This window comes from Citrobacter sp. wls710 (assembly GCF_005281115.1).
GTDB lineage: Bacteria > Pseudomonadota > Gammaproteobacteria > Enterobacterales > Enterobacteriaceae > Citrobacter > Citrobacter werkmanii.
This window is the reverse complement of record NZ_SZXD01000002.1, coordinates 51,768-72,774: the sequence shown is the minus strand read 5'-3', so window position 1 is coordinate 72,774 and position 21,007 is coordinate 51,768. Positions and strand designations below refer to the sequence as shown.

Below are 21,007 nucleotides of genomic sequence, written 5' to 3'. Positions count from 1 at the left end.
TTTCAGGCTGACAAGGGGAAATTTAAAATAATTTTCCGAGTGATTATTTTTTATTCTTTGCGCTTATTTTGGCAACGTTTTGTGGGTTAATTGGGCAATTTCCCGCGCAAAACCCGCGACCTGCTCCCAATCGGTATACACCACTTCTTTATGCGTATCCGTTTCACCGCCAGACATCTTCATTATCAGTTGGATCATCACGCGGTCATACCAGCGATAGCGGGGATACAGCAAAGCGCCGGCAATAACCGCACTGCGATCCGGCCGCCACGGCGAACTCATCAGGAACTTACGCGCATAGCTGTTGGTTTGCGGCGTACGCTTCTCCGGTTTACGGGCAACCAGGTTAACGGAGTAGAACGCACTCGGCATCGCGTTCAGCCGCGTGGCATGCTTTTTCACAAACTCCTGAAAAGCGGCATGGTAATGACCATAGCGAATCGAGGCGCCAATCACCACGCTGTCATAATTTTGCCAGTCAGGCTCCACGGTACGATGCAAATTAACGACATCCGTCCAAACACCCAGCTCTTTGAGTTCAGAAGCCAGATACTCAGCGATTTCACGCGTTTGTCCGTCCCGGGAAGAAAAAAGAATCAGTGTTTTCACGTGTTACTCCATTATTCACGCCAGAAAGTAGGGGTAAAGAGTACCAGCAGAGTAAAGACCTCCAGACGACCAAACAGCATATTGGCAATCAGGATCCACTTCGCCACAGGGTTCATACTGGCAAAGTTGTCGGCGACAACACCCAGCCCTGGCCCGAGGTTATTCAGCGTCGCCACCACGGAAGCAAACGCGGAGAAGTCATCAACACCGGTCGCAATAATCGCCAGCATACTGATAATAAAGACCAGCGCATAGGCAGAAAAGAATCCCCATACGGCTTCAAGAATTCGCTCCGGCAGCGCACGGTTCCCCAGCTTGATACTGTAAACCGCATTCGGGTGAACCAGACGTTTCAACTCGCGGTTACCCTGCTTAAACAGCAACAGGATACGAATCACCTTCAAGCCACCGCCCGTAGACCCAGCACAGCCGCCGATAAAGGCAGAACACAACAACAGCACTGGCAGGAACAGCGGCCAGCGGGCAATGCTGTCGGTGGTAAATCCGGCGGTCGTCGCCATTGATACCACCTGGAAAAAGGCCTGGTTGATGGTCGTGAGCGCTGAACCGTAGGTATTGTGTATCCACAGCACCAGCGTACAGACAGCCACCAGCGTCAATTGCACACCGATGAACATGCGAAATTCCGGATCTCGCCAGTAGACCTTCAGACTACGGCCGCTTAATAAAGAGAAGTGCAGGCCATAGTTACAGCCGGAGATCAGTAAGAAGATAGCAATGATGGTGTTGATCGTGGGACTGTCGAAATATCCCACGCTGGCATCGTGCGTGGAAAAGCCGCCAATCGCAATCGTGGCAAAGCTGTGCCCAATGGCGTCAAACGCTGGCATCCCGGCAAACCATAGCGCCAGTGCACATGCCACCGTCAGCAATACATAGATAAGCCACAGGGTTTTCGCCGTTTCGGCAATACGCGGGCGCATTTTATTATCTTTCAGCGGCCCCGGCATTTCTGCCCGGTAGAGCTGCATCCCGCCGACGCCAAGAATAGGCAGAATAGCCACCGCCAGCACGATGATCCCCATCCCGCCGAACCATTGCAGCATCTGTCGATAAAAGAGGATAGCGTGTGGCAATGAATCCAGCCCCACCAGCGTTGTTGCCCCGGTGGTGGTCAATCCGGAAAAGGATTCAAAAAATGCATCGGTAATCGTCAGGTTAGGGCTTTCCGCAAAGATGAACGGCAGCGCACCCACGCTACCCAGCACGGTCCAGAACAAGACGACAATCAGAAAACCTTCGCGAGATTTCAGCTCGCCTTTCTCTTTGCGGTTCGGCCACCACAGTATGGAGCCGATCGCCAGAGCGACAAAGAAAGTTTGGGTAAATGCACGCCCTGCCCCATCGCGATAGATGAGCGCCACCAGTCCGGGGATAATCATTGTCCCCGAGAATAAGATGACCAGTAGTCCAACGATTCGGGTAATGGCGCGAAAATGCATCTCTACCGCTTCCTTAGTTCTTTAAAATGAGGTGGGGATTATTCTTCAATCGCTAACAATTGCAATGAACCACGACTAAAATCCGCCAGTTTTGCCGAAAATTCATCCACTTTGGCATAAGGAAGCGCCACCCTGAGCCGAACAAAAGCCTGGTAATCACTGGCAACGACTTTACCGTCAAACTGACCCAGCAAAGCTTCTATGCCTGCCAGCTGACCGTACTCACACTGCAAAGTATATTCGGTTAATGGCGTCTTGCGCTGTGTCGTTAACTGACGCAACGCCTGATTCACACCGCCACCGTAGGCTTTTACCAGCCCACCCGTACCGAGAAGGATACCGCCGTAGTAGCGCACCACCACCGCGGTAATCTCACCGACACCGCTGCCCATCAACTGCGCGAGCATCGGTTTGCCTGCCGTTCCCGCCGGTTCGCCATCGTCTGAAAAGCCCAACTGCTGCGAGTCATTCGGCGCACCCGCCACCCATGCCACACAATGGTGGCGGGCGTCCGGGTGTTCCGCTTTGACGGACTCAACGAATGCTTTCGCCGCTTCTACGCCGTCCGTATGGGCGAGCAGCGTAATAAAGCGGCTTTTTTTGATCTCTTCAACGACGCTAACCGGCGCCGCAGGGATTAACCAACTGTCCATTACGCCAGTTTTAAATCCCGCGTCATGTTCTCGATATTGTTCTCGTGGACTACCACGTTGTCCTCAATACGAATACCGCCGAACGGTTTCAGAGCTTCAATTTTCTGCCAGTTGAAGTGTTTACTGAACTGCCCTTCACGCCACGGCGCCAGCAGTGATTCAATAAAGTAGATGCCCGGTTCGATGGTCAGAACCATGCCCGGCTGCAGAACGCGGGTGCAGCGCAGGTAAGGATACTTCGACGGGGCAGCAAGGTGGGTACCGCTGTCATCCTGCATAAAGCCAGCGACATCATGCACCTGCAGACCCAACGGGTGACCAATACCGTGCGGCATAAACGGTCCAGTAAGATCGTTTTCCACCATCGCCTCTTCACTCATATCAGTGATGATTTGATGCTTACGCAGCAGCTTCGCGATGCGCTGATGGAACTGAATGTGGTAATCCACGTAGCTGGTGCCCGCTTTCATGGTAGCGATAAGCGCCAGCTCTTCGTCGTTAACATCTTTCACCAGATGCGCATAGTCATTGTCGCTTTTCGCCGACCAGGTACGCGTCAGATCTGCCGCATAGCCGTTATATTCCGCACCAGCGTCCAGCAGGAAGCTACGGATTTCAGACGGGGCCTGATGATCCAGTTTGGTGTAATGAAGAACCGACGCATGCTCATTAAGCGCAACAATGTTGCTGTATGGCACGTCGGTATCGCGGTGACCGGTTGCGGTCAGATATGCCAGGTTGATGTCAAACTCGCTCATCCCGGAACGGAATGCTTCTTCCGCGGCACGGTGTCCATTCACCGCCATTTTCTGCGCTTCGCGCATACAGGCCAGTTCGTAATCCGTTTTAAAGGCGCGGTAATAATGCAGGTAGTCAATCACCCCTTTCGGGTTGATGTTGCTGGCCGCGATGTCCAGTTGCAGCGCACGTTCCGGAACCGGACCGATATAACCGATATTGCCGCGAGCAGCTGGCAGTTGGCTCCCGATACCGTCCGCTTTTGGCAGCGCGATGATCTCAATTTCTTCCGTCCAGAATGAGGTCGGCAGCGGCTCAACGTTATGCCAGTAATCGACCGGCAGATAGAACCACAATTTTGGCTTATTCACACCATCCACCAGCAACCAACAGTTAGGAACCTGCGTCACAGGTACCCAGGCTTTGAATTGCGGATTGACCTTAAACGGGTACGGATGGTCGTCAAGAAAGACGTTAACAAGTTCGCCAGAGTGAATAAGTAACGCATCCAGCTTGAAGCGTTCCAGCGCGTCGCGCGCCCGCTCTTGTAAGGTAACAATATGATTTTTATAGAGTGCGGCCAGTGATTCCATTTTCTATCCTTCTGTTTTTGACCTCAAGACTTCGCATCTTAGCACATCGCTTTGTGAGTGCGTGATTTCTGCCGAGCGTGATCGAATCGTCATTTCTTTAATCATTCATTTGCATTTTTTTAACATAAAACACACACTTCGATTCATCTGGTATGACCAGATCACCTTGCGGATTCAGGAGACTGACATGCTTTACAAAGGCGACACCCTGTACCTCGACTGGCTGGAAGATGGCATCGCCGAACTGGTGTTCGATGCCCCTGGTTCGGTCAATAAACTCGACACGGCCACCGTTGCCAGCCTGGGCCATGCGCTTGACGTGCTGGAAAAACAACCGAATTTAAAAGGGTTGCTGCTGCGCTCTAACAAAGCAGCCTTTATTGTCGGTGCCGATATCACCGAATTCCTTTCACTGTTCCTCGTGCCTGAAGAACAGTTGAGCCAGTGGCTGCATTTTGCCAACAGCGTCTTCAATCGTCTGGAAGATCTACCTGTTCCGACCCTCTCAGCGGTAAATGGCTATGCGCTGGGCGGCGGCTGCGAGTGTGTGCTGGCGACCGATTACCGTCTGGCAACGCCGGACCTGCGCATAGGCCTGCCGGAAACTAAGCTGGGCATTATGCCTGGCTTTGGCGGATCCGTGCGTATGCCACGTATGCTGGGTGCGGACAGCGCGCTGGAAATCATTGCTGCAGGTAAAGATGTTGGTGCTGAGCAGGCGCTGAAAATCGGCCTGGTCGATGGCGTAGTGAAACACGAGAAACTGCTTGATGGCGCGATCGCGGTATTACGTCAGGCGATTAACGGCGATCTCGACTGGAGAGCCAAACGCCAGCCCAAACTGGAACCGTTGAAACTCAGCAAAATTGAAGCGGCGATGAGCTTTACTATCGCCAAAGGTATGGTGGCGCAAACGGCCGGGAAGCATTATCCCGCACCAATCACTGCCGTGAAAACGATTGAGGCGGCAGCCCGTTTTGGCCGTGAAGAAGCGCTGAACCTGGAAAACAAAAGTTTTGTTCCACTGGCGCACACCAGTGAAGCTCGCGCATTGGTTGGGATCTTCCTTAACGATCAGTTCGTGAAAGCCAAAGCCAAAAAGCTCACCAAAAATATTGAGACGCCAAAGCAAGCGGCGGTGCTGGGCGCGGGCATTATGGGCGGCGGTATCGCTTACCAGTCGGCCTGGAAAGGCGTGCCGGTTGTCATGAAAGATATCAACGACAAATCATTAACGCTGGGCATGACCGAAGCCGCCAAGCTGCTGAACAAACAGCTTGAGCGCGGCAAAATTGACGGTCTGAAAATGGCGGGCGTGATTTCCACTATTCATCCAAGCCTCGACTATAGCGGTTTCGAGCGTGTGGACGTGGTAGTCGAAGCGGTCGTGGAAAACCCGAAAGTGAAAAAAGCGGTACTGGCGGAAACCGAAGATAAGGTACGCCCGGACACTGTACTGGCTTCGAATACCTCTACCATTCCAATCAACGAACTGGCCAGCGTGCTCAAACGCCCGGAAAACTTCTGTGGCATGCACTTCTTTAACCCGGTGCACCGCATGCCGTTGGTTGAGATCATTCGCGGCGAGAAAAGCTCAGATGAAACCATCGCTAAGGTTGTCGCCTGGGCAAGCCAGATGGGCAAAACGCCAATTGTGGTCAACGACTGCCCTGGTTTCTTCGTCAACCGCGTGCTGTTCCCCTATTTTGCCGGTTTCAGCCAGTTACTGCGCGACGGAGCGGATTTCCGCAAAGTCGACAAAGTGATGGAAAAACAGTTTGGCTGGCCGATGGGCCCGGCTTATCTGCTGGACGTGGTGGGGATTGATACCGCGCATCACGCACAGGCGGTGATGTCTGCGGGCTTCCCACAGCGTATGCAGAAAGATTATCGCGATGCGATAGACGCCCTGTTTGATGCTAACCGTTTCGGACAGAAAAATGGTCTCGGGTTCTGGCGCTATAAAGAAGATAACAAGGGCAAGCCGAAGAAAGAAGAAGATGCCGCCGTTGATGGTCTGCTGGCAGAGGTCAGCCAGCCGAAACGCGACTTCAGCGATGAAGAGATTATCGCCCGCATGATGATCCCAATGGTCAACGAAGTGGTGCGTTGTCTGGAAGAAGGCATTATCGCCAGCCCGGCAGAAGCCGATATGGCGCTGGTGTATGGCCTGGGCTTCCCTCCGTTCCACGGCGGCGCGTTCCGCTGGCTGGATACGCTCGGCAGCGCGAAGTATCTCGATATGGCTCAGCAGTACCAGCACCTTGGCCCACTGTATGAAGTTCCGGCCGGTCTGCGTGATAAAGCGCGCCATAACGAACCGTATTATCCCCAGGTTGAGCCTGCCCGCCCGGTTGGCAGCCTGAAAACGGCTTAAGGAGTCACAATGGAACAGGTTGTAATTGTTGATGCGATCCGTACCCCGATGGGCCGTTCAAAAGGGGGAGCGTTTCGTAACGTGCGGGCAGAAGACCTCTCCGCACATTTAATGCGTAGCCTGCTGGCGCGTAATCCGGCGCTGGAGCCATCCGCGCTTGATGATATTTACTGGGGCTGTGTTCAGCAAACGCTGGAGCAGGGCTTCAACATCGCTCGTAACGCGTCACTACTGGCGGAAATCCCGCATTCAGTACCGGCAGTGACCGTTAACCGTCTGTGTGGTTCATCCATGCAGGCGCTGCATGATGCAGCACGCATGATTATGACCGGTGATGCTCAGGCGTGCCTGATTGGCGGCGTGGAACATATGGGCCATGTGCCGATGAGTCACGGCGTTGATTTCCACCCGGGTATGAGCCGCAACGTGGCGAAAGCCGCGGGGATGATGGGCCTGACGGCGGAAATGCTCTCCCGCATGCACGGTATTAGCCGTGAAATGCAGGACGCCTTCGCCGCACGTTCACACGCTCGCGCCTGGGCTGCGACCCAGTCTGGCGCATTTAAAAATGAAATCATCCCGACTGGCGGTCATGATGCAGACGGCGTGCTGAAGCAGTTTAACTACGATGAAGTTATCCGCCCGGAGACCACGGTTGAAGCGCTTTCGACCCTGCGCCCGGCATTCGATCCGGTTAGCGGCACAGTGACAGCCGGTACCTCCTCCGCGCTTTCCGATGGTGCTGCCGCGATGCTGGTCATGAGCGAAAACCGTGCCCGTGAGCTGGGTCTGACGCCGCGTGCCCGAATTCGTTCAATGGCCGTTGTCGGCTGCGACCCTTCCATCATGGGCTACGGTCCGGTTCCGGCTTCAAAGCTGGCACTAAAAAAAGCGGGACTCTCCACCAGCGACATCGGCTTGTTTGAAATGAATGAAGCTTTTGCCGCCCAGATCCTGCCGTGTATTAAAGATCTGGGGCTGATGGAGCAGATCGACGAGAAGATCAACCTCAACGGCGGGGCGATCGCATTGGGTCACCCGCTGGGCTGTTCCGGTGCGCGTATCAGCACTACCCTGCTCAACCTGATGGAACGCAAAGACGTACAGTTTGGTCTGGCGACGATGTGTATCGGGTTAGGTCAGGGTATCGCGACGGTATTTGAGCGAGTTTAATCAAAGATAAATTCCCCTAAATAATTCGCGCTGCATCGCGGCGGCAACTGAGCGAATCCCCGGGAGCATAGATAACTATGTGACCGGGGTGAGCAAAGGCAGCCAACAAAGAAGCAGTGTGAATTATGACGGGGAAAGGTTTAGTTGCCGTTCTTCCCGCCTGTCAGGGGCGGGTTTTTTATTTCCCTGAACTACCACGTACCACTAACTGCACCGGCAGCAGCAGATTCTCTTCCTGCTTCTCTTCCAGCAGTAAACGCAGCGCGTCCCGACCCAGTTGTTGCTTATCAACCGCGATAGTGCTCAGCGGCGGATGTGACCAGGCTGCGGCATCGATATCATCAAACCCTACCAGCGCAAGATCTTCCGGGATACGTATGCCCTGCTGCGCACACACTCTTTGAACAACCATCGCTGCCGCATCGTTATAGGCAAAAATGGCGTCGGGTGGCTCCGGCAACTTGAGCAGCTCATTAACCGCCTCTACCAAAGATTGCTCGGTATCCAGCAACGGCGGCGCGATGGCTTCGTACTCTGGCGGCATCAGCAACCGGGCTTCATACAATGCCTGACGATAGCCCTTCTCACGCTGGCGAATACTGTAGTGAGAAAGTGTACTGGCAAGAAAAGCGATGCGGTTGCGACCTTGTGCAATCAGGTGTTGCGTGGCCAGATAGCCGCCCTGGGTGTTGTCCGGATTGACGCAGGGCAGGCCAGGCGCCCAGAGATCCACCAGCACCAACGGTAGTTTCATCTGTTGCAGCAGCCCAAGCAATTCAGGCTCAAAAAATCCGGCGCAGATCAGCGCATCCGGCTGGTGCAGCAGCACCTGCTCACTCACTGCATCACCCGGACCAATAGACAGAAAGCTCAGCGCAATGCCGTTCTCACGACAAAGATCTTCTATGCCTAACAGCAACTGAGAGTAAAACGGCAATGCGTGGCTGATATTGTGCTGACGATGCAGCAAAAACAGGACTCGTTTGATCTTGTCGCTGCGCAGGCGGGAAAAATCATAACCTTGCTGCTGCGCCACAGAAATAATGCGCAACCGGGTATCTTCACGCAGCCCCGGCTGCCCTTTTAACGCACGGGAAACAGCGCCAACTGAGACCCCACACGCTTCGGCAATGTCTCTGATACGTACAGGTTTCGTCATTTCACTCTCATTGATTCTACGCTGGCTTGTTGTGCCCCCAGCCAGGCGGCACCGCGGACGCCGCTACTGTCACCGTGTCGGGCCTGAACGATCGGTGTACGGCACTGTTTACCAAATACGTACTGTGCTACTCGCGCCTGCAAGCCAGAATACAGTAAATCGATATTAGATACCCCGCCCCCCAACACAATGACATCGGGATCGAGCGTATTCACCACGCTTGCCAACGCACGCGCCAGTTGATCGCAATAGCGTTCCCATAACAAACAGGCATCTGCATCACCCGATTCTACCTGTCGCATAATTTGTGGCACACCCGCATGTTGCGCGGTGTGATTCAAATACTGGCGTTCCAGGCCGCTGCCGGAAATAAAGCTCTCGATGCAGTTCAACTGCCCACAATAGCATGTCACTGCGGCCCCATCCCGGGATTCATGATAACGCGGCAAGGCATTATGCCCCCACTCGCCTGCACAGGCGTTAGGACCAGAAATCAGACGGTTATCGATACACACACCGCCGCCACAACCGGTACCGAGGATGACGCCAAAAACGACGCTGTGTCCATACCCGCTGCCGTCCATCGCCTCTGACAGCGTAAAGCAATTAGCATCGTTGGTGACGGGCACAGCCATCCCTAACGCTTGCTCAAGATCTTGCGCAAAGGCCTGCTGATTCAGCACCAGAATGTTGGAGTTTTTGATTAACCCTTCGCTATCCACCGCACCGGGCACCCCAACGCCAACCGAGAAAGGCTGATTAACGGCCTGCCTGGCCTTGGCAATCATCTCCGTTACGGCCTGGAAAAAATCGCCATAGCTCTGCTTTGGGGTTGCGCATCGCTCGCGATAAACAATTTCACCCGTATTATCAATCACTACCGCTTCGATTTTAGTCCCGCCAATATCCAATCCAAGCCTCATGGTTTCCCTCGTTTGCGCCTTGTAATGTGATACTGCATAGCTTGCCCATTTTGTTTACTAAACAAAAAGAGTTCCGTCACAAAAGCTTATTTTTATGATTAATAGATAGCCAGAAATGTTTACTAAAAAACAGTGAGAAAAGAGAGGCGACGAGACCGGGCTTGCACCCTGTTAGTAGAAGTAAAGTCAGTGATGGATGCGCCGGAAGGGCTCCGGCGCACAGCGCTTAAATAAATGCGAACGCGTCACCAAACAGGCGATCTTCACGCGCACTGCGTTCATTACAGAACAGATCGCGCGCGATTTTAGCCATTTCAAAACGTCCGGCAATGTAGATATCGTGTTCCGCCAGGGTACCGTAATCCTGTAATACTGCCGTTAATACGGTGCCCGTACGGCCACGCCAGCCTTCTTCAGGCTGTTCCACCACTGGCTCAACGCGCAGGTTCGGGTGATTTACTGACAGTGCTTCCAGCTCAGAGAGATCGTAGAGATGCTTCTCTTCGCGCCCGCCCCAGTAAATGGTGATATCGCGGTTTGGATTACGCGCCAGCGCGGTAAGCAGAATGGAACGCGCATAAGAGAATCCCGTCCCGCCGGCAATCAGGATCAGCGGGCGATCGTCCTCATCACGCAGCCAGGCTTCGCCATGCGGAATGTCGACCTTAATTTCCCGGTCTTTCAGAATGCGGTCCATTACGGCCATGGCATACAGATTTAGCTCAGAAGCGCCAACGTGCAGTTCAATGAACCCCTGCTCGTCCGGCGTAGATGCCATGGAGAACGGACGCTTATCTCGTTCGTCCATTACGACCATTAAATACTGGCCGGCACGAAAGGAAAACGCCGCGTCTGGCACTAAACGAACGCGATATACGGTGTCAGTGATAGCTTCTACCGAGGTCACTTTACAGCTTAAGGTTGTCATGCGCTCTCTCTGTCGGATCAATAGGCAAAACGATCGCGCCTCAGGCGCTTTTGCCGTCATTAAAGATGGCCAGTTCATCCCAAATTGCGTCAATGCGCGCAGTGACTTCAGGATCTTTTTTTATCGGACGTCCCCATTCGCGCTGGGTTTCGCCCGGCCATTTATTGGTGGCATCCAGCCCCATTTTTGAACCAAGACCGGAAACCGGCGAGGCAAAGTCCAGGTAATCAATGGGTGTATTCTCTACCAGTACAGTATCCCGGGCCGGGTCCATACGAGTCGTAATCGCCCAAATCACATCATTCCAGTCGCGTGCGTTGACGTCATCATCACAGACAATAACAAATTTGGTGTACATAAACTGACGCAAAAACGACCAGACCCCCATCATGACGCGTTTGGCATGACCGGCGTACTGTTTTTTTATCGTCACTACGGCCAGACGATATGAACAGCCTTCCGGCGGCAGGTAAAAGTCGACGATTTCCGGAAACTGCTTTTGCAGAATAGGCACGAAGACTTCATTCAGCGCTACGCCAAGCACTGCGGGCTCATCCGGTGGGCGTCCGGTATAAGTAGAGTGATAAATTGCATCTTCGCGCTGGGTAATGTGCGTGACGGTAAAGACCGGGAAGCTATCTACTTCATTGTAATAACCGGTATGATCGCCATACGGTCCTTCCGGGGCCATTTCACCCGGTTCGATATAGCCTTCCAGCACAATTTCAGCACTGGCAGGCACTTCCAGATCGTTGGAAATACATTTGACCACTTCAGTTTTGGTGCCACGCAACAGCCCGGCAAATGCGTATTCAGATAACGTATCCGGGACAGGGGTAACAGCACCCAGAATTGTCGCCGGGTCTGCTCCCAAGGCCACAGAAACCGGGAACCGTTCACCAGGATGCGCCGCGCGCCACTCCTGGTAATCAAGCGCGCCGCCTCGATGGGAAAGCCAGCGCATAATAAGCTTGTTTTTGCCAATCAGTTGCTGACGATAGATACCGAGATTCTGCCGCTCTTTGTGCGGGCCGCGCGTAACGGTCAGCCCCCAGGTAATCAGCGGCGCAGCATCCTCTGGCCAGCAGGTCATAATCGGAATACGGTTTAAGTCGACTTCATCGCCTGAATAGATTTTTTGCTGGCACGGTGCGCCGCGTAACCGCTTAGTCGGCATGTTCAACACCTGCTTAAACTGCGGCAGCTTATCGAACAGATCGCGAAATCCTTTCGGTGGCTCAGGCTCTTTCAAAAACGCCAATAGCTTACCGACTTCCCGTAGCGCCGAGACATCTTCTTGCCCCATCCCCATCGCCACACGCTTCGGTGTGCCAAACAGGTTACACAGCACCGGCATTGAATAGCCTTTAGGATTTTCAAACAGTAACGCAGGCCCACCAGCACGCAGAGTGCGATCGGCAATTTCAGTGATCTCCAGGTGGGGATCCACCTCAAGCGAAATGCGTTTGAGCTCGCCTTGCTGTTCAAGCAGCGTCAGGAAGTCGCGTAAATCGTGATATTTCATGGCGTCCATTGTGGCCTCTTCGTAAGCGCTTCATTATACGGCGTTCATCATTGTGATGCTGTATTTTTGTTAAATTAGCGTGAACTCTGGCGATACATATAAGCCCCTGGAGTATATACCCATTGGGTTTCAGCCTGCTTTGCGGCGGGTATAATTAACTTAACTCATGGCTTTTGCTATGCTGGCGCTCAGAACAAGCGGATAAGAGTTATTATGCAAGCCTGGTATTTACTGTACTGCAAACGTGGGCAACTTCAGCGAGCCCAGGAACACCTGGAAAGACAGGCGGTGAACTGCCTGACGCCTATGATCACCCTGGAAAAAATGGTGCGCGGTAAACGTACCACAGTCAGTGAACCCCTATTCCCTAATTACATGTTTGTCGAGTTCGACCCGGAAGTGATCCACACCACCACCATCAATGCCACGCGTGGTGTCAGCCATTTCGTCCGTTTCGGTGCGACGCCGGCGACCGTTCCTTCTCCCGTCATTCATCAACTTTCTGTCTACAAACCTGAAGGTATTGTTGACCCTGAAACCCCTCATCCGGGGGACAGTGTAATTATTACTGAAGGTGCGTTTGAGGGGTTGAAAGCGATCTTTACCGAACCCGATGGCGAAGCGCGTTCCATGCTGCTGCTTAACCTGTTGAATAAAGAGGTTAAGCAGAGCGTGAAAAATACCGGCTTTCGAAAAATTTAAATAGCCTTAGAAGGTCACTTCAAACAGCGTTCTGACGTTAGCATCAATGGTTGCTGACAACCATTGCGGATCCTCGCCGCGCCAGTGGGCAATACGCTCAAGAATATGTGGGAGGTGCGCAGGTTCATTGCGCCGTGACGCTGGTTTAGGCGTTAAATCCCGGGGAAGTAAGTAAGGCGCATCGGTTTCGATCAGCAATCTCTCAACCGGGATAAAGGGCAGCAGCTCACGCAGTTCCATGCCCCGGCGCTCATCACAGACCCACCCGGTGATACCAATATAAAGCCCGCGGTCTACACAATCCTGCATCTCCTGGCGCGTGCCGGTAAAGCAGTGCAGCACCGCACCGGGCAGGCTATCCAGCCACGGATCCAGCAACGTCAGAAAACGCTCATGGGCATCCCGACAATGCATGAAAACCGGCATCTGCAGTTCAGCAGCAATGCGCAGTTGCGCCTCAAAAGCACGCTCCTGCTCCTGCGGCGTGGAGAAATTGCGATTGAAATCCAGGCCGCACTCACCAATAGCGACCACCTGCGAATGGTTTGCCAGTGCGATAATCTCTGCTTCTGTTGAGGACTGCCATTGGCTGCTGTCATGCGGGTGCACACCAGCCGTGGACCAGCAATGCGGATAATGCTGCGCCAACGTTAAAGCCTGCTGGCTTTCGTGCAGATTTGTTCCGGTCAGAAGCATACCGTTTACGCCCGCAGCAAAGGCGCGCGCCACGACCTCATCCCGGTCTTTCGCAAATTGTGAACTGGTTAAATTAACGCCAATATCAAACATGCTTCCTCCCATATGACAACCGCCCTGACGGGCGGTTGCGTTTATTCTTCAGTTTTCTCGGCGGCTTCGGCTTCTTTTGCTTCTTCAGCCTCGTTATCCTCATCTCGCGTACGTCGCTTACCGACATAGAATCGAGAGAAGAACACACCCACCTCGAACAGGCAGTACATCGGTATCGCCAACAGCGTTTGCGAGAAGACATCTGGCGGGGTCAATAGCATCCCGACGACAAATGCGCCCACTACAACGTAAGGACGTTTCTTGCGTAAGTCTTCAGGCGTCGTAATGCCCATCCAGCATAGCAGCACAATGGCGACAGGAACCTCAAAAGAGACACCGAAAGCCATAAACAACGCCATTACGAAGCTGAGATAGCTGGCAATGTCTGTCGATACCTGTACGCCTTGCGGAGCCGTGTTGGCAAGGAAACCAAACGCCAGCGGGAAGACGACAAAATAGGCGAATGCCATACCGATGTAGAACAATAACGAACTGGAGACCAGCAGCGGCACAACCAGGCGACGTTCATGTTTGTACAAAGCAGGCGCAATGAATGCCCAGACCTGGTAGAGGATCACTGGCGCTGACAGAATCAGCGACACCATGAAGGTTAACTTTATCGGGGTAAAGAACGGCGAGGCCACATCGGTGGCGATCATCGTTGCGCCCTGCGGCATCTGTTTGATCAACGGCGCCGCAACCATATGGTAAATGTCGTTGGCAAAGTACACCAATGCCAGAAAGATCACGAATACCGCAATAATGCAGTTCAGGAGTCGCTTACGCAGCTCAATAAGATGCGTGATGAGCGGTTGGGTATCTTCTACAGCCATGTTTACGGTTTATCACTCGACGAGGGGGAGGATTCGACAACAGGTGCGGCAGCTTTCTTTTCTGCATCCATCAACGTGGCGGAAGCGTTTTCCGTCGGCTCTGGCTTTTTAGCACCCGTGGATTCCGGTTTTTGCTCCGGCGAACTGGCCTGGTTTTCAGCGGCAGCTGGGGTGACCCCTTCTCGCTGTGCTTCACCGTCTTTCACCACCGGATTATGGATAGTGTGCGCTTCATCGCTAGCTTTCTCAGGATCGTGCACGCTATAAGAACGCTTCATCGACTCCGCCGCTTCACGCAGCTCATCCATTGATGCTTTCAGCTCCGGGGTCAGATTTGTCAGGCTCGCTTTTTCTACTTTCTTCAGGCTGTCCTGGAATTCCTGAAGCTTAAGCTCCTGGGTCAGTTCGTTCTGAACAGTAGTCGCAAGGGAACGCAAAGCGCGAACCCAGCCAGCAACCGTTTTTACCGCTACGGGTAAACGCTGCGGCCCCAGGACAATGAGGCCGATAACGAACACCAATAACAGCTCGCTAAAACCGATATCAAACACGGATTATACCTGCTCTTTATCTTGGCTTTTGGCGTCTTCCTTTTTCACTTCGCCCTGCTTATCGGTGATGGATTTAGCAGTAAAATCAGCATCCTGGCTGGTTTTATCTTGCTTAGGTTCATCATCACCCATCGCTTTTTTGAAGCCTTTAATAGACGCGCCAAGATCGGAACCGATGGAGCCGAGTTTCTTGGTGCCAAATAGCAGTACAACGATGACGGCAATGATCAACAACTGCCAAATACTGATACCACCCATACATGTTCCTCTGTCATAGATGATGAATTAATAAGGCCGTAGTATACGTTACACGGCCTGCCTTGGGCGATGAAAAATTCAGCGCATTTTGCGCCAGCCGATTAGCCAGGCTATGACGCCTCCCGCCATTAACCAGCCTGGCATAAGCCCCCACTCAGGACGGCTTACCAGCAGGAATGTTCCACTTAGCAACAATGTTGCGCCAATGCCCAATAAATAACGGGATTGTCCCTGACGCACATGATTAGCGTGAAGCTCGCGGGCAATCTTATCAACACTGTGCTGTAAATATTTGCCCTGGCGCAAACTGTCATACACCAGTTCAGGTATTTCTGGCATTTTTTCGACCCAGAACGGAGCTTTTTCTTTAAATGCCCTGACGAGCGCCGGAATACCGACCTGATCTTTAATCCAGGATTCGAGAAACGGCTTAGCCGTTTTCCACAAATCTAACTGTGGGTAGAGCTGTCGTCCGACACCTTCAACATACAGCAGCGTCTTCTGGAGCAAAACCAGCTGGGGCTGGACTTCCATGTTGAATCGACGCGCGGTGTTAAACAGATTCAACAGCACGTGACCAAAGGAAATCTCCGCCAGCGGTTTTTCGAATATCGGTTCGCACACGGTACGAATGGCGAATTCAAACTCTTCAACGTTGGTATCGGGCGGAACCCAACCTGAATCCACGTGCAATTCGGCAACTTTGCGGTAGTCTCGGTTAAAGAACGCGATGAAGTTTTCAGCCAGATAGCGCTTATCTTCTTTATTTAAAGAACCCACAATCCCGCAATCAATACCAATGTACTTCGGGTTTTCAGGGTGCTCATAACTGACGAAAATATTCCCAGGATGCATGTCCGCATGAAAAAAACTATCGCGAAAGACCTGAGTAAAGAAGACCTGCACACCGCGTTCAGCCAACAACTTCATGTTGGTGCCATTCTTCTCAAGCGTTGCGACATCCGATACGGGGATACCATATATGCGCTCCATCACCATCATGTTCTGACTGCAATAGTCGGAATACACTTCCGGGATGTACAGCATCGGGCTATCTTCAAAATTACGTCGCAGCTGAATTGCGTTCGCCGATTCGCGCAGCAGGTTCAGCTCATCAATCAACGTTTTTTCATACTCGCGGACCACTTCTGTTGGTCGCAGGCGACGGCCATCCGGCAGCAGGCGAGGAACCCAGCGCGCAAGGCGGTAGATCAGTTTTAAATCCGCTTTAATCACCGGAAGTATGTCCGGGCGGATAACTTTGATCACCACCTCTTTACCATTGGATTTCAATCGCGCGGTATGGACCTGGGCAATAGACGCAGATGCCAGCGGCGTGATCTCAAAATCATCAAACCACTCCTCGACGGACAGCCCGCCCATGGCTTCTTCGATTTGTTCTTTCGCTCGCTGCCCATCGAATGGGGCAACGCGATCCTGCAATAGCGCAAGCTGATCGGCGATGTGCGGTGGGAAAAGGTCACGGCGAGTGGAGAGCATTTGCCCAAATTTAATCCACACCGGGCCGAGTTCCTGTAAAGCCAGTCTCAGCCTTTCTCCCAGCGGTTTGTCTTTATGCTGATTGGGCATCCAGAACAACGAGTAACGCCACAACCGAAGCGGCAGCGTAATACGCATTTTGGGGATGAGTTCATCAAGACCGTAGCTTAAAAAAGTGCGAATGATGAAATAAAGGCGCCGTACTTCACCTGGCGTCATTTGGCCTCCAGTTTTTCCAGCCGTTTGGCCAGAGATTCGACCGCGCGTTCAATGGCTGCCGTTTCTTCTGCAAACCATGCAACCTCAAGCGGACCGGGAGCCATACGCCACTCTTCGGTGATCGCTTCGGCTACATAGCGCTGCTGGCGCTGAATGTTATGGCGCAAGAACTTCGCACCACCACGCAAGACTTTGCTGACCCCCTCCGCGACGATATCGCCGGTATAGGGCGCTAACAATTCTGCGGGATCAAACTCAGCCAGATCGGCCAGAGCCACAAAATTCTGCACCACCTGGATATCACCCTGAACTTCCAGCTCACCGCTGCGAATAAGCGTGGTAAGTTGCTGGCGGTCGCGTAATTTCGGCAACACGCTGGCATGTGTGATTACTGTGCAATCGGCTTCGCCTTCCCATGCCCCCAGCACATCGACCTGGCGTTCACTAAACACCAGGACTAAAGGTGTTGAAAATCCTTTAAGATCAACACGCAGCACCTTGCTCTGTAAACGTGTTCTGGCTGACTTCAGCGCAGGAGAACGATACAGAAAGGTATTGAGCAGATTTTCAACGCCTGCGGTCACTAAGGGTTTTAAAGGCATCCCCAATCTCCTGTCAGAACTTGTAACCACGATGCAGCGCAACGACACCAGCCGTCAGGTTGTAGTAATCAACGCTTTCGAACCCGGCATCTTGCATCATTGCTTTTAGCGTGTCCTGATCGGGATGCATGCGAATGGACTCCGCCAAATAGCGGTAACTGTCCGCATCGCTTGCGACCATGGAACCTATGCGCGGCAGAACATGGAAAGAATAAGCATCGTAGGCCTTGCTCAGCGGTTCGATAATCGGCTTGGAGAACTCCAGCACCAGTAAACGTCCGCCCGGCTTCAACACGCGATACATGGAGCGTAAAGCTTTGTCTTTATCCGTTACGTTGCGCAGACCGAAAGAAATGGTAATGCAGTCAAACGTGTTGTCAGGGAAAGGCAGTGCCTCCGCGTTCGCCTGAACGTACTCAACGTTACCCACTACGCCGATATTACGCAGCTTTTCGCGACCCATTTTGAGCATTGAGTCATTGATATCCGCCAGTACGACTTTACCGGTTTCACCCACCATGCGAGAGAATTTCGCCGTCAGGTCGCCCGTACCGCCCGCCAAATCCAGAACGGTTTGACCGCGACGCACGCCACTGCAATCAATGGTGAAGCGTTTCCACAAACGATGAATGCCAAATGACATTAAGTCATTCATAACGTCATATTTCGAGGCCACAGAATGAAAAACGTGGGCCACCATGTCAGCTTTCTGCTCTTTAGCGACGGTCTGAAAGCCAAAGTGCGTCGTTTCTTGTGAATTATCCACCATCTCAGTGCCTGCTCATTCAAAAAATGTTCAAGAAGTGTAACAGATTGGGCCAATTTGCCCTACCCTTCTGCCCGGTTCAACTACCCCAAATGGACTAGTTTGATTGCTGATTTACTGCTTCATCATCAGGGTAAGGCTCATCCTGTTGCGTCTCAGGGACCGCGCGCAAGCGGTACTCTTCATCCTGCGTAGTGGCTTGTTCAGCCAGCTCAGGATTTATCTCACGCTTAATTTCCACACCTAAACTGCGAAACGCTTCTGCCTGTGACAGGACGTTTCCACGGCCCGAAGAGAGCTTTTTCATCGCTTGGCGGTAGTTGTCCTGGGCTTTATCCAGACTTTGGCCAATCGCCGACATATCATCCACAAACAAGCGCATCTTGTCATAAAGTTTGCTGGCCCGATCGGCAATTTGTTGCGCATTACGGCTCTGATGCTCGTAGCGCCATAGGTTGGCGATCGTGCGCAATGCCACTAACAACGTGGTGGGACTGACCAGCATAATATTATTTTTAAGCGCCTCGGTTATCAGTTCGGGTTGTCTGTCCAGCGCCAGCAAAAAAGCGGGCTCGACGGGAATGAACATCAGCACATAGTCAAGCGAACGCAGCCCGGGAAGCTGTTGATAATCTTTACGGCCCAACAGACGAATATGGTTTCGCACCGAGGCGATATGTTCCTGCAACGCAGTCTCGCGGGTATATTCATCTTCCGCGTTAAAATAGCGCTCATAGGCAACCAACGTCATTTTTGCGTCGATTACCACATCTTTACCCTGCGGTAGCCGGACAATGACATCGGGTTGCATTCGCGAACGGGCATCGTTTTCAATGCTAACCTGGGTTTCGTATTCATAACCTTCACGCAGACCGGAGGCTTCAAGTACCCGCGTCAGTACCACCTCACCCCAGTTACCCTGAGTTTTATTATCGCCTTTTAAGGCCCGCGTCAGGTTTACCGCTTCCTGCGCCATCTGCGCGTTAAGTTGCTGGAGATTACGAATTTCGTGCGCCAGGGTATGGCGCTCTTGCGCCTCTTTACCAAAGCTATCCTGAACCTGACGACGAAAACCGTCCAGCTGTTCACGAAGCGGCGCCAGCAGGCTGTTCAGACTTTGACGGTTTTGCTCATCTACGCGGCGGTTGCTGTGCTCAAAAATGCGATTCGCCAGGTTTTCAAACTGTTCACTCAGGCGTTGTTCGCTGTTGATCATCTGGCGGATTTTATCTTCCGCATGCTGCTGCGTCGCTTCCAGCCGGGTAGTGACTTCACGGAGATCGGCTTCCAGAGAGGTATTGATGCTGTGCAGGCTGCGTAATTCGTTATTGAGTAGTTCGCACTCGTCGCGCCAGTGGGCTTCCTGCGAGAGCTGTTGACGGGCTGCGCTTAACGCAATATCCAGTTCACGTCGCTCTTCGATGAGGTCGGCACGGATCTGATCGGCCCGCGCTTTTGTCGCCAGCCACCCCACCAGCAGCCCTGCGGCTAATGCCAACACGGCACTCATCATAATTGTAATATCCACAACGCCCCCTTACAGCCACGGCTTACCCGCACAAAATAGAATTGTGCTGTATAAACGTCCAGTTTAAAAGGAATTTCCTGCGAGGCACTACGCAAAATAAAAAGGCCGAACGCGTCGGCCTTTTTGAACAGACGGGAGAATTACAGTAAACGGCGGGCAGCTTCCACCACGATTTTCACCGCGTGGCTTTCCGTTTGTTTCATCGTTTCCGCATTAGGAATCTCTTGCTGAGTACGGTTCACGATAACGCCAGCAACCATACCTGCACGCAGGCCCTGGCTTGCGCACATGGTCAGCAACGTTGCGGATTCCATTTCGTAGTTCATGACGCCCATGGACTGCCACTCTTCCATTGAGCCTTTGAAACGGCTCACTACGCGACCAGAGAAGGTATCATAACGCTCCTGGCCCGGGTAGAAGGTGTCAGAAGACGCGGTGACGCCCACGTGGGTAGTCGCACCGATAGATTTCGCCGCTTCCACCAGCGCAGTGGTGCACTCGAAGTCAGCAACGGCCGGGAATTCCATTGGCGCGAAGTGCAGGCTTGCGCCATCCAAACGGACAGACGCAGTGGTGACCAGCACATCACCCACATTGATATGCGGCTGAATAGCGCCAGTCGTACCGATACGCAGGAAGGTACGAATGCCCAATTGCGCCAGTTCTTCTACGGCAATAGAGGTGGACGGGCCGCCGATACCGGTAGAGCAAACGATCACGGCTTTACCATCCAGCTCAGCACGCCAGGTCGTGAACTCGCGATGGGATGCCAGCTTAACCGGCTTATCCATCAGCGCGGCGATCTTTTCCACACGCTCCGGGTCGCCAGGGACGATAGCAAGCGTAGCCCCTTGTAAATCGTTCTTAGTGAGGCCGAGATGAAAAACATCAGACTTAGACATAAAAACTCCTCTGTGAATCGGTTTTGTCAGAAGAAGCAAAAACACACTTTACCGAAGGCATAAACAAATTTTCGTGACAGACATCACCATGATGTAAATCAATTGCATTCGATTGCCATTAAATAGTGACGGATATCACATAAACAGCGTGATGTAAGGACACCTTGCACAAAAGATAGACCGTTTAAGGCAATGTGGTACGTTGCATATGTCTAT

20 protein-coding genes are annotated in these 21,007 nt (G+C 52.7%); 3 read left to right on the top strand and 17 right to left on the bottom strand.

Going from position 1 to position 21,007, the window contains the following annotated elements:
* Positions 1-63: 63 nt before the first annotated feature.
* From hemG to pepQ, 4 genes are read right to left on the bottom strand one after another with little or no spacing between them, the layout of a single operon-like run.
* The gene (gene hemG / locus FDX14_RS00995) at positions 64-609 is read right to left on the bottom strand and encodes a menaquinone-dependent protoporphyrinogen IX dehydrogenase (RefSeq protein WP_079225735.1); all 546 of its coding nucleotides are present in this window, start codon (positions 607-609) and stop codon (positions 64-66) included.
* An 11-nt stretch (positions 610-620) separates the two neighbouring features.
* Entirely contained in the window at positions 621-2,072 is a 1,452-nt protein-coding gene (trkH, locus tag FDX14_RS00990) for a Trk system potassium transporter TrkH (protein WP_042313947.1), read from the bottom strand.
* A gap of 38 nt (positions 2,073-2,110) precedes the next feature.
* On the bottom strand, positions 2,111-2,725 hold the full coding sequence (locus FDX14_RS00985; RefSeq protein WP_042313949.1) for an IMPACT family protein: 615 nt from the start codon (positions 2,723-2,725) through the stop codon (positions 2,111-2,113).
* Positions 2,725-4,056: a Xaa-Pro dipeptidase gene (gene pepQ / locus FDX14_RS00980; RefSeq protein WP_038634435.1), complete on the bottom strand. Its 1,332-nt coding sequence runs from the start codon at positions 4,054-4,056 to the stop codon at positions 2,725-2,727. Before pepQ ends, FDX14_RS00985 begins: the two co-directional genes overlap by 1 nt.
* Before the next feature lie 187 nt (positions 4,057-4,243).
* On the opposite strand from pepQ, the gene fadB reads away from it, so the two are divergent.
* Both fadB and fadA read left to right on the top strand, forming a co-directional pair.
* Positions 4,244-6,433: a fatty acid oxidation complex subunit alpha FadB gene (gene fadB / locus FDX14_RS00975; RefSeq protein ID WP_137348873.1), complete on the top strand. Its 2,190-nt coding sequence runs from the start codon at positions 4,244-4,246 to the stop codon at positions 6,431-6,433.
* A 9-nt stretch (positions 6,434-6,442) separates the two neighbouring features.
* Positions 6,443-7,606: an acetyl-CoA C-acyltransferase FadA gene (fadA, locus tag FDX14_RS00970; protein WP_137348872.1), complete on the top strand. Its 1,164-nt coding sequence runs from the start codon at positions 6,443-6,445 to the stop codon at positions 7,604-7,606.
* A 178-nt stretch (positions 7,607-7,784) separates the two neighbouring features.
* Here fadA and FDX14_RS00965 read toward each other — a convergent pair whose 3' ends face one another.
* The 4 genes from FDX14_RS00965 to ubiD form a co-directional block, all read right to left on the bottom strand.
* Positions 7,785-8,765, bottom strand: a complete 981-nt coding sequence (locus tag FDX14_RS00965; RefSeq protein WP_137348871.1) for a LacI family DNA-binding transcriptional regulator — start codon at positions 8,763-8,765, stop codon at positions 7,785-7,787.
* Complete coding sequence (locus tag FDX14_RS00960) at positions 8,762-9,688, bottom strand: ROK family protein (RefSeq protein ID WP_137348870.1); 927 nt, start codon at positions 9,686-9,688, stop codon at positions 8,762-8,764. Before FDX14_RS00960 ends, FDX14_RS00965 begins: the two co-directional genes overlap by 4 nt.
* 226 nt (positions 9,689-9,914) lie before the next feature.
* Entirely contained in the window at positions 9,915-10,616 is a 702-nt protein-coding gene (fre, locus tag FDX14_RS00955) for an NAD(P)H-flavin reductase (protein WP_042313965.1), read from the bottom strand.
* A gap of 40 nt (positions 10,617-10,656) precedes the next feature.
* The gene (gene ubiD / locus FDX14_RS00950) at positions 10,657-12,150 is read right to left on the bottom strand and encodes a 4-hydroxy-3-polyprenylbenzoate decarboxylase (RefSeq protein ID WP_042313967.1); all 1,494 of its coding nucleotides are present in this window, start codon (positions 12,148-12,150) and stop codon (positions 10,657-10,659) included.
* Positions 12,151-12,354: 204 nt separating this feature from the next.
* Between ubiD and rfaH the strand changes: the two genes are divergently transcribed.
* The gene (gene rfaH / locus FDX14_RS00945) at positions 12,355-12,843 is read left to right on the top strand and encodes a transcription/translation regulatory transformer protein RfaH (protein WP_042313969.1); all 489 of its coding nucleotides are present in this window, start codon (positions 12,355-12,357) and stop codon (positions 12,841-12,843) included.
* A 6-nt stretch (positions 12,844-12,849) separates the two neighbouring features.
* On the opposite strand, the gene tatD is transcribed toward rfaH, so the two are convergent.
* From tatD to udp, 9 genes are all read right to left on the bottom strand, one after another.
* Complete coding sequence (tatD, locus tag FDX14_RS00940; protein WP_137348869.1) at positions 12,850-13,632, bottom strand: 3'-5' ssDNA/RNA exonuclease TatD; 783 nt, start codon at positions 13,630-13,632, stop codon at positions 12,850-12,852.
* A gap of 41 nt (positions 13,633-13,673) precedes the next feature.
* The gene (tatC, locus tag FDX14_RS00935) at positions 13,674-14,465 is read right to left on the bottom strand and encodes a Sec-independent protein translocase subunit TatC (RefSeq protein WP_042313973.1); all 792 of its coding nucleotides are present in this window, start codon (positions 14,463-14,465) and stop codon (positions 13,674-13,676) included.
* A 2-nt stretch (positions 14,466-14,467) separates the two neighbouring features.
* Positions 14,468-15,016 carry a Sec-independent protein translocase protein TatB gene (gene tatB / locus FDX14_RS00930; protein ID WP_042313975.1) on the bottom strand — a complete coding sequence of 183 codons (549 nt, stop codon included), beginning with the start codon at positions 15,014-15,016 and terminating at the stop codon, positions 14,468-14,470.
* 3 nt (positions 15,017-15,019) lie between these two features.
* Positions 15,020-15,274 carry a Sec-independent protein translocase subunit TatA gene (gene tatA, locus FDX14_RS00925; RefSeq protein ID WP_003017888.1) on the bottom strand — a complete coding sequence of 85 codons (255 nt, stop codon included), beginning with the start codon at positions 15,272-15,274 and terminating at the stop codon, positions 15,020-15,022.
* A 78-nt stretch (positions 15,275-15,352) separates the two neighbouring features.
* Positions 15,353-16,993 carry a ubiquinone biosynthesis regulatory protein kinase UbiB gene (gene ubiB / locus FDX14_RS00920; protein WP_042313978.1) on the bottom strand — a complete coding sequence of 547 codons (1,641 nt, stop codon included), beginning with the start codon at positions 16,991-16,993 and terminating at the stop codon, positions 15,353-15,355.
* The gene (gene ubiJ / locus FDX14_RS00915; RefSeq protein WP_061381040.1) at positions 16,990-17,595 is read right to left on the bottom strand and encodes a ubiquinone biosynthesis protein UbiJ; all 606 of its coding nucleotides are present in this window, start codon (positions 17,593-17,595) and stop codon (positions 16,990-16,992) included. Before ubiJ ends, ubiB begins: the two co-directional genes overlap by 4 nt.
* A 13-nt stretch (positions 17,596-17,608) precedes the next feature.
* Entirely contained in the window at positions 17,609-18,364 is a 756-nt protein-coding gene (ubiE, locus tag FDX14_RS00910; protein WP_003017897.1) for a bifunctional demethylmenaquinone methyltransferase/2-methoxy-6-polyprenyl-1,4-benzoquinol methylase UbiE, read from the bottom strand.
* A 94-nt stretch (positions 18,365-18,458) separates the two neighbouring features.
* Positions 18,459-19,889 (bottom strand): DNA recombination protein RmuC, encoded by a 1,431-nt coding sequence (gene rmuC / locus FDX14_RS00905; RefSeq protein WP_137348868.1) that lies wholly within the window; start codon positions 19,887-19,889, stop codon positions 18,459-18,461.
* Positions 19,890-20,029: 140 nt separating this feature from the next.
* Entirely contained in the window at positions 20,030-20,791 is a 762-nt protein-coding gene (gene udp, locus FDX14_RS00900) for a uridine phosphorylase (RefSeq protein WP_003828923.1), read from the bottom strand.
* Positions 20,792-21,007: the final 216 nt, after the last annotated feature.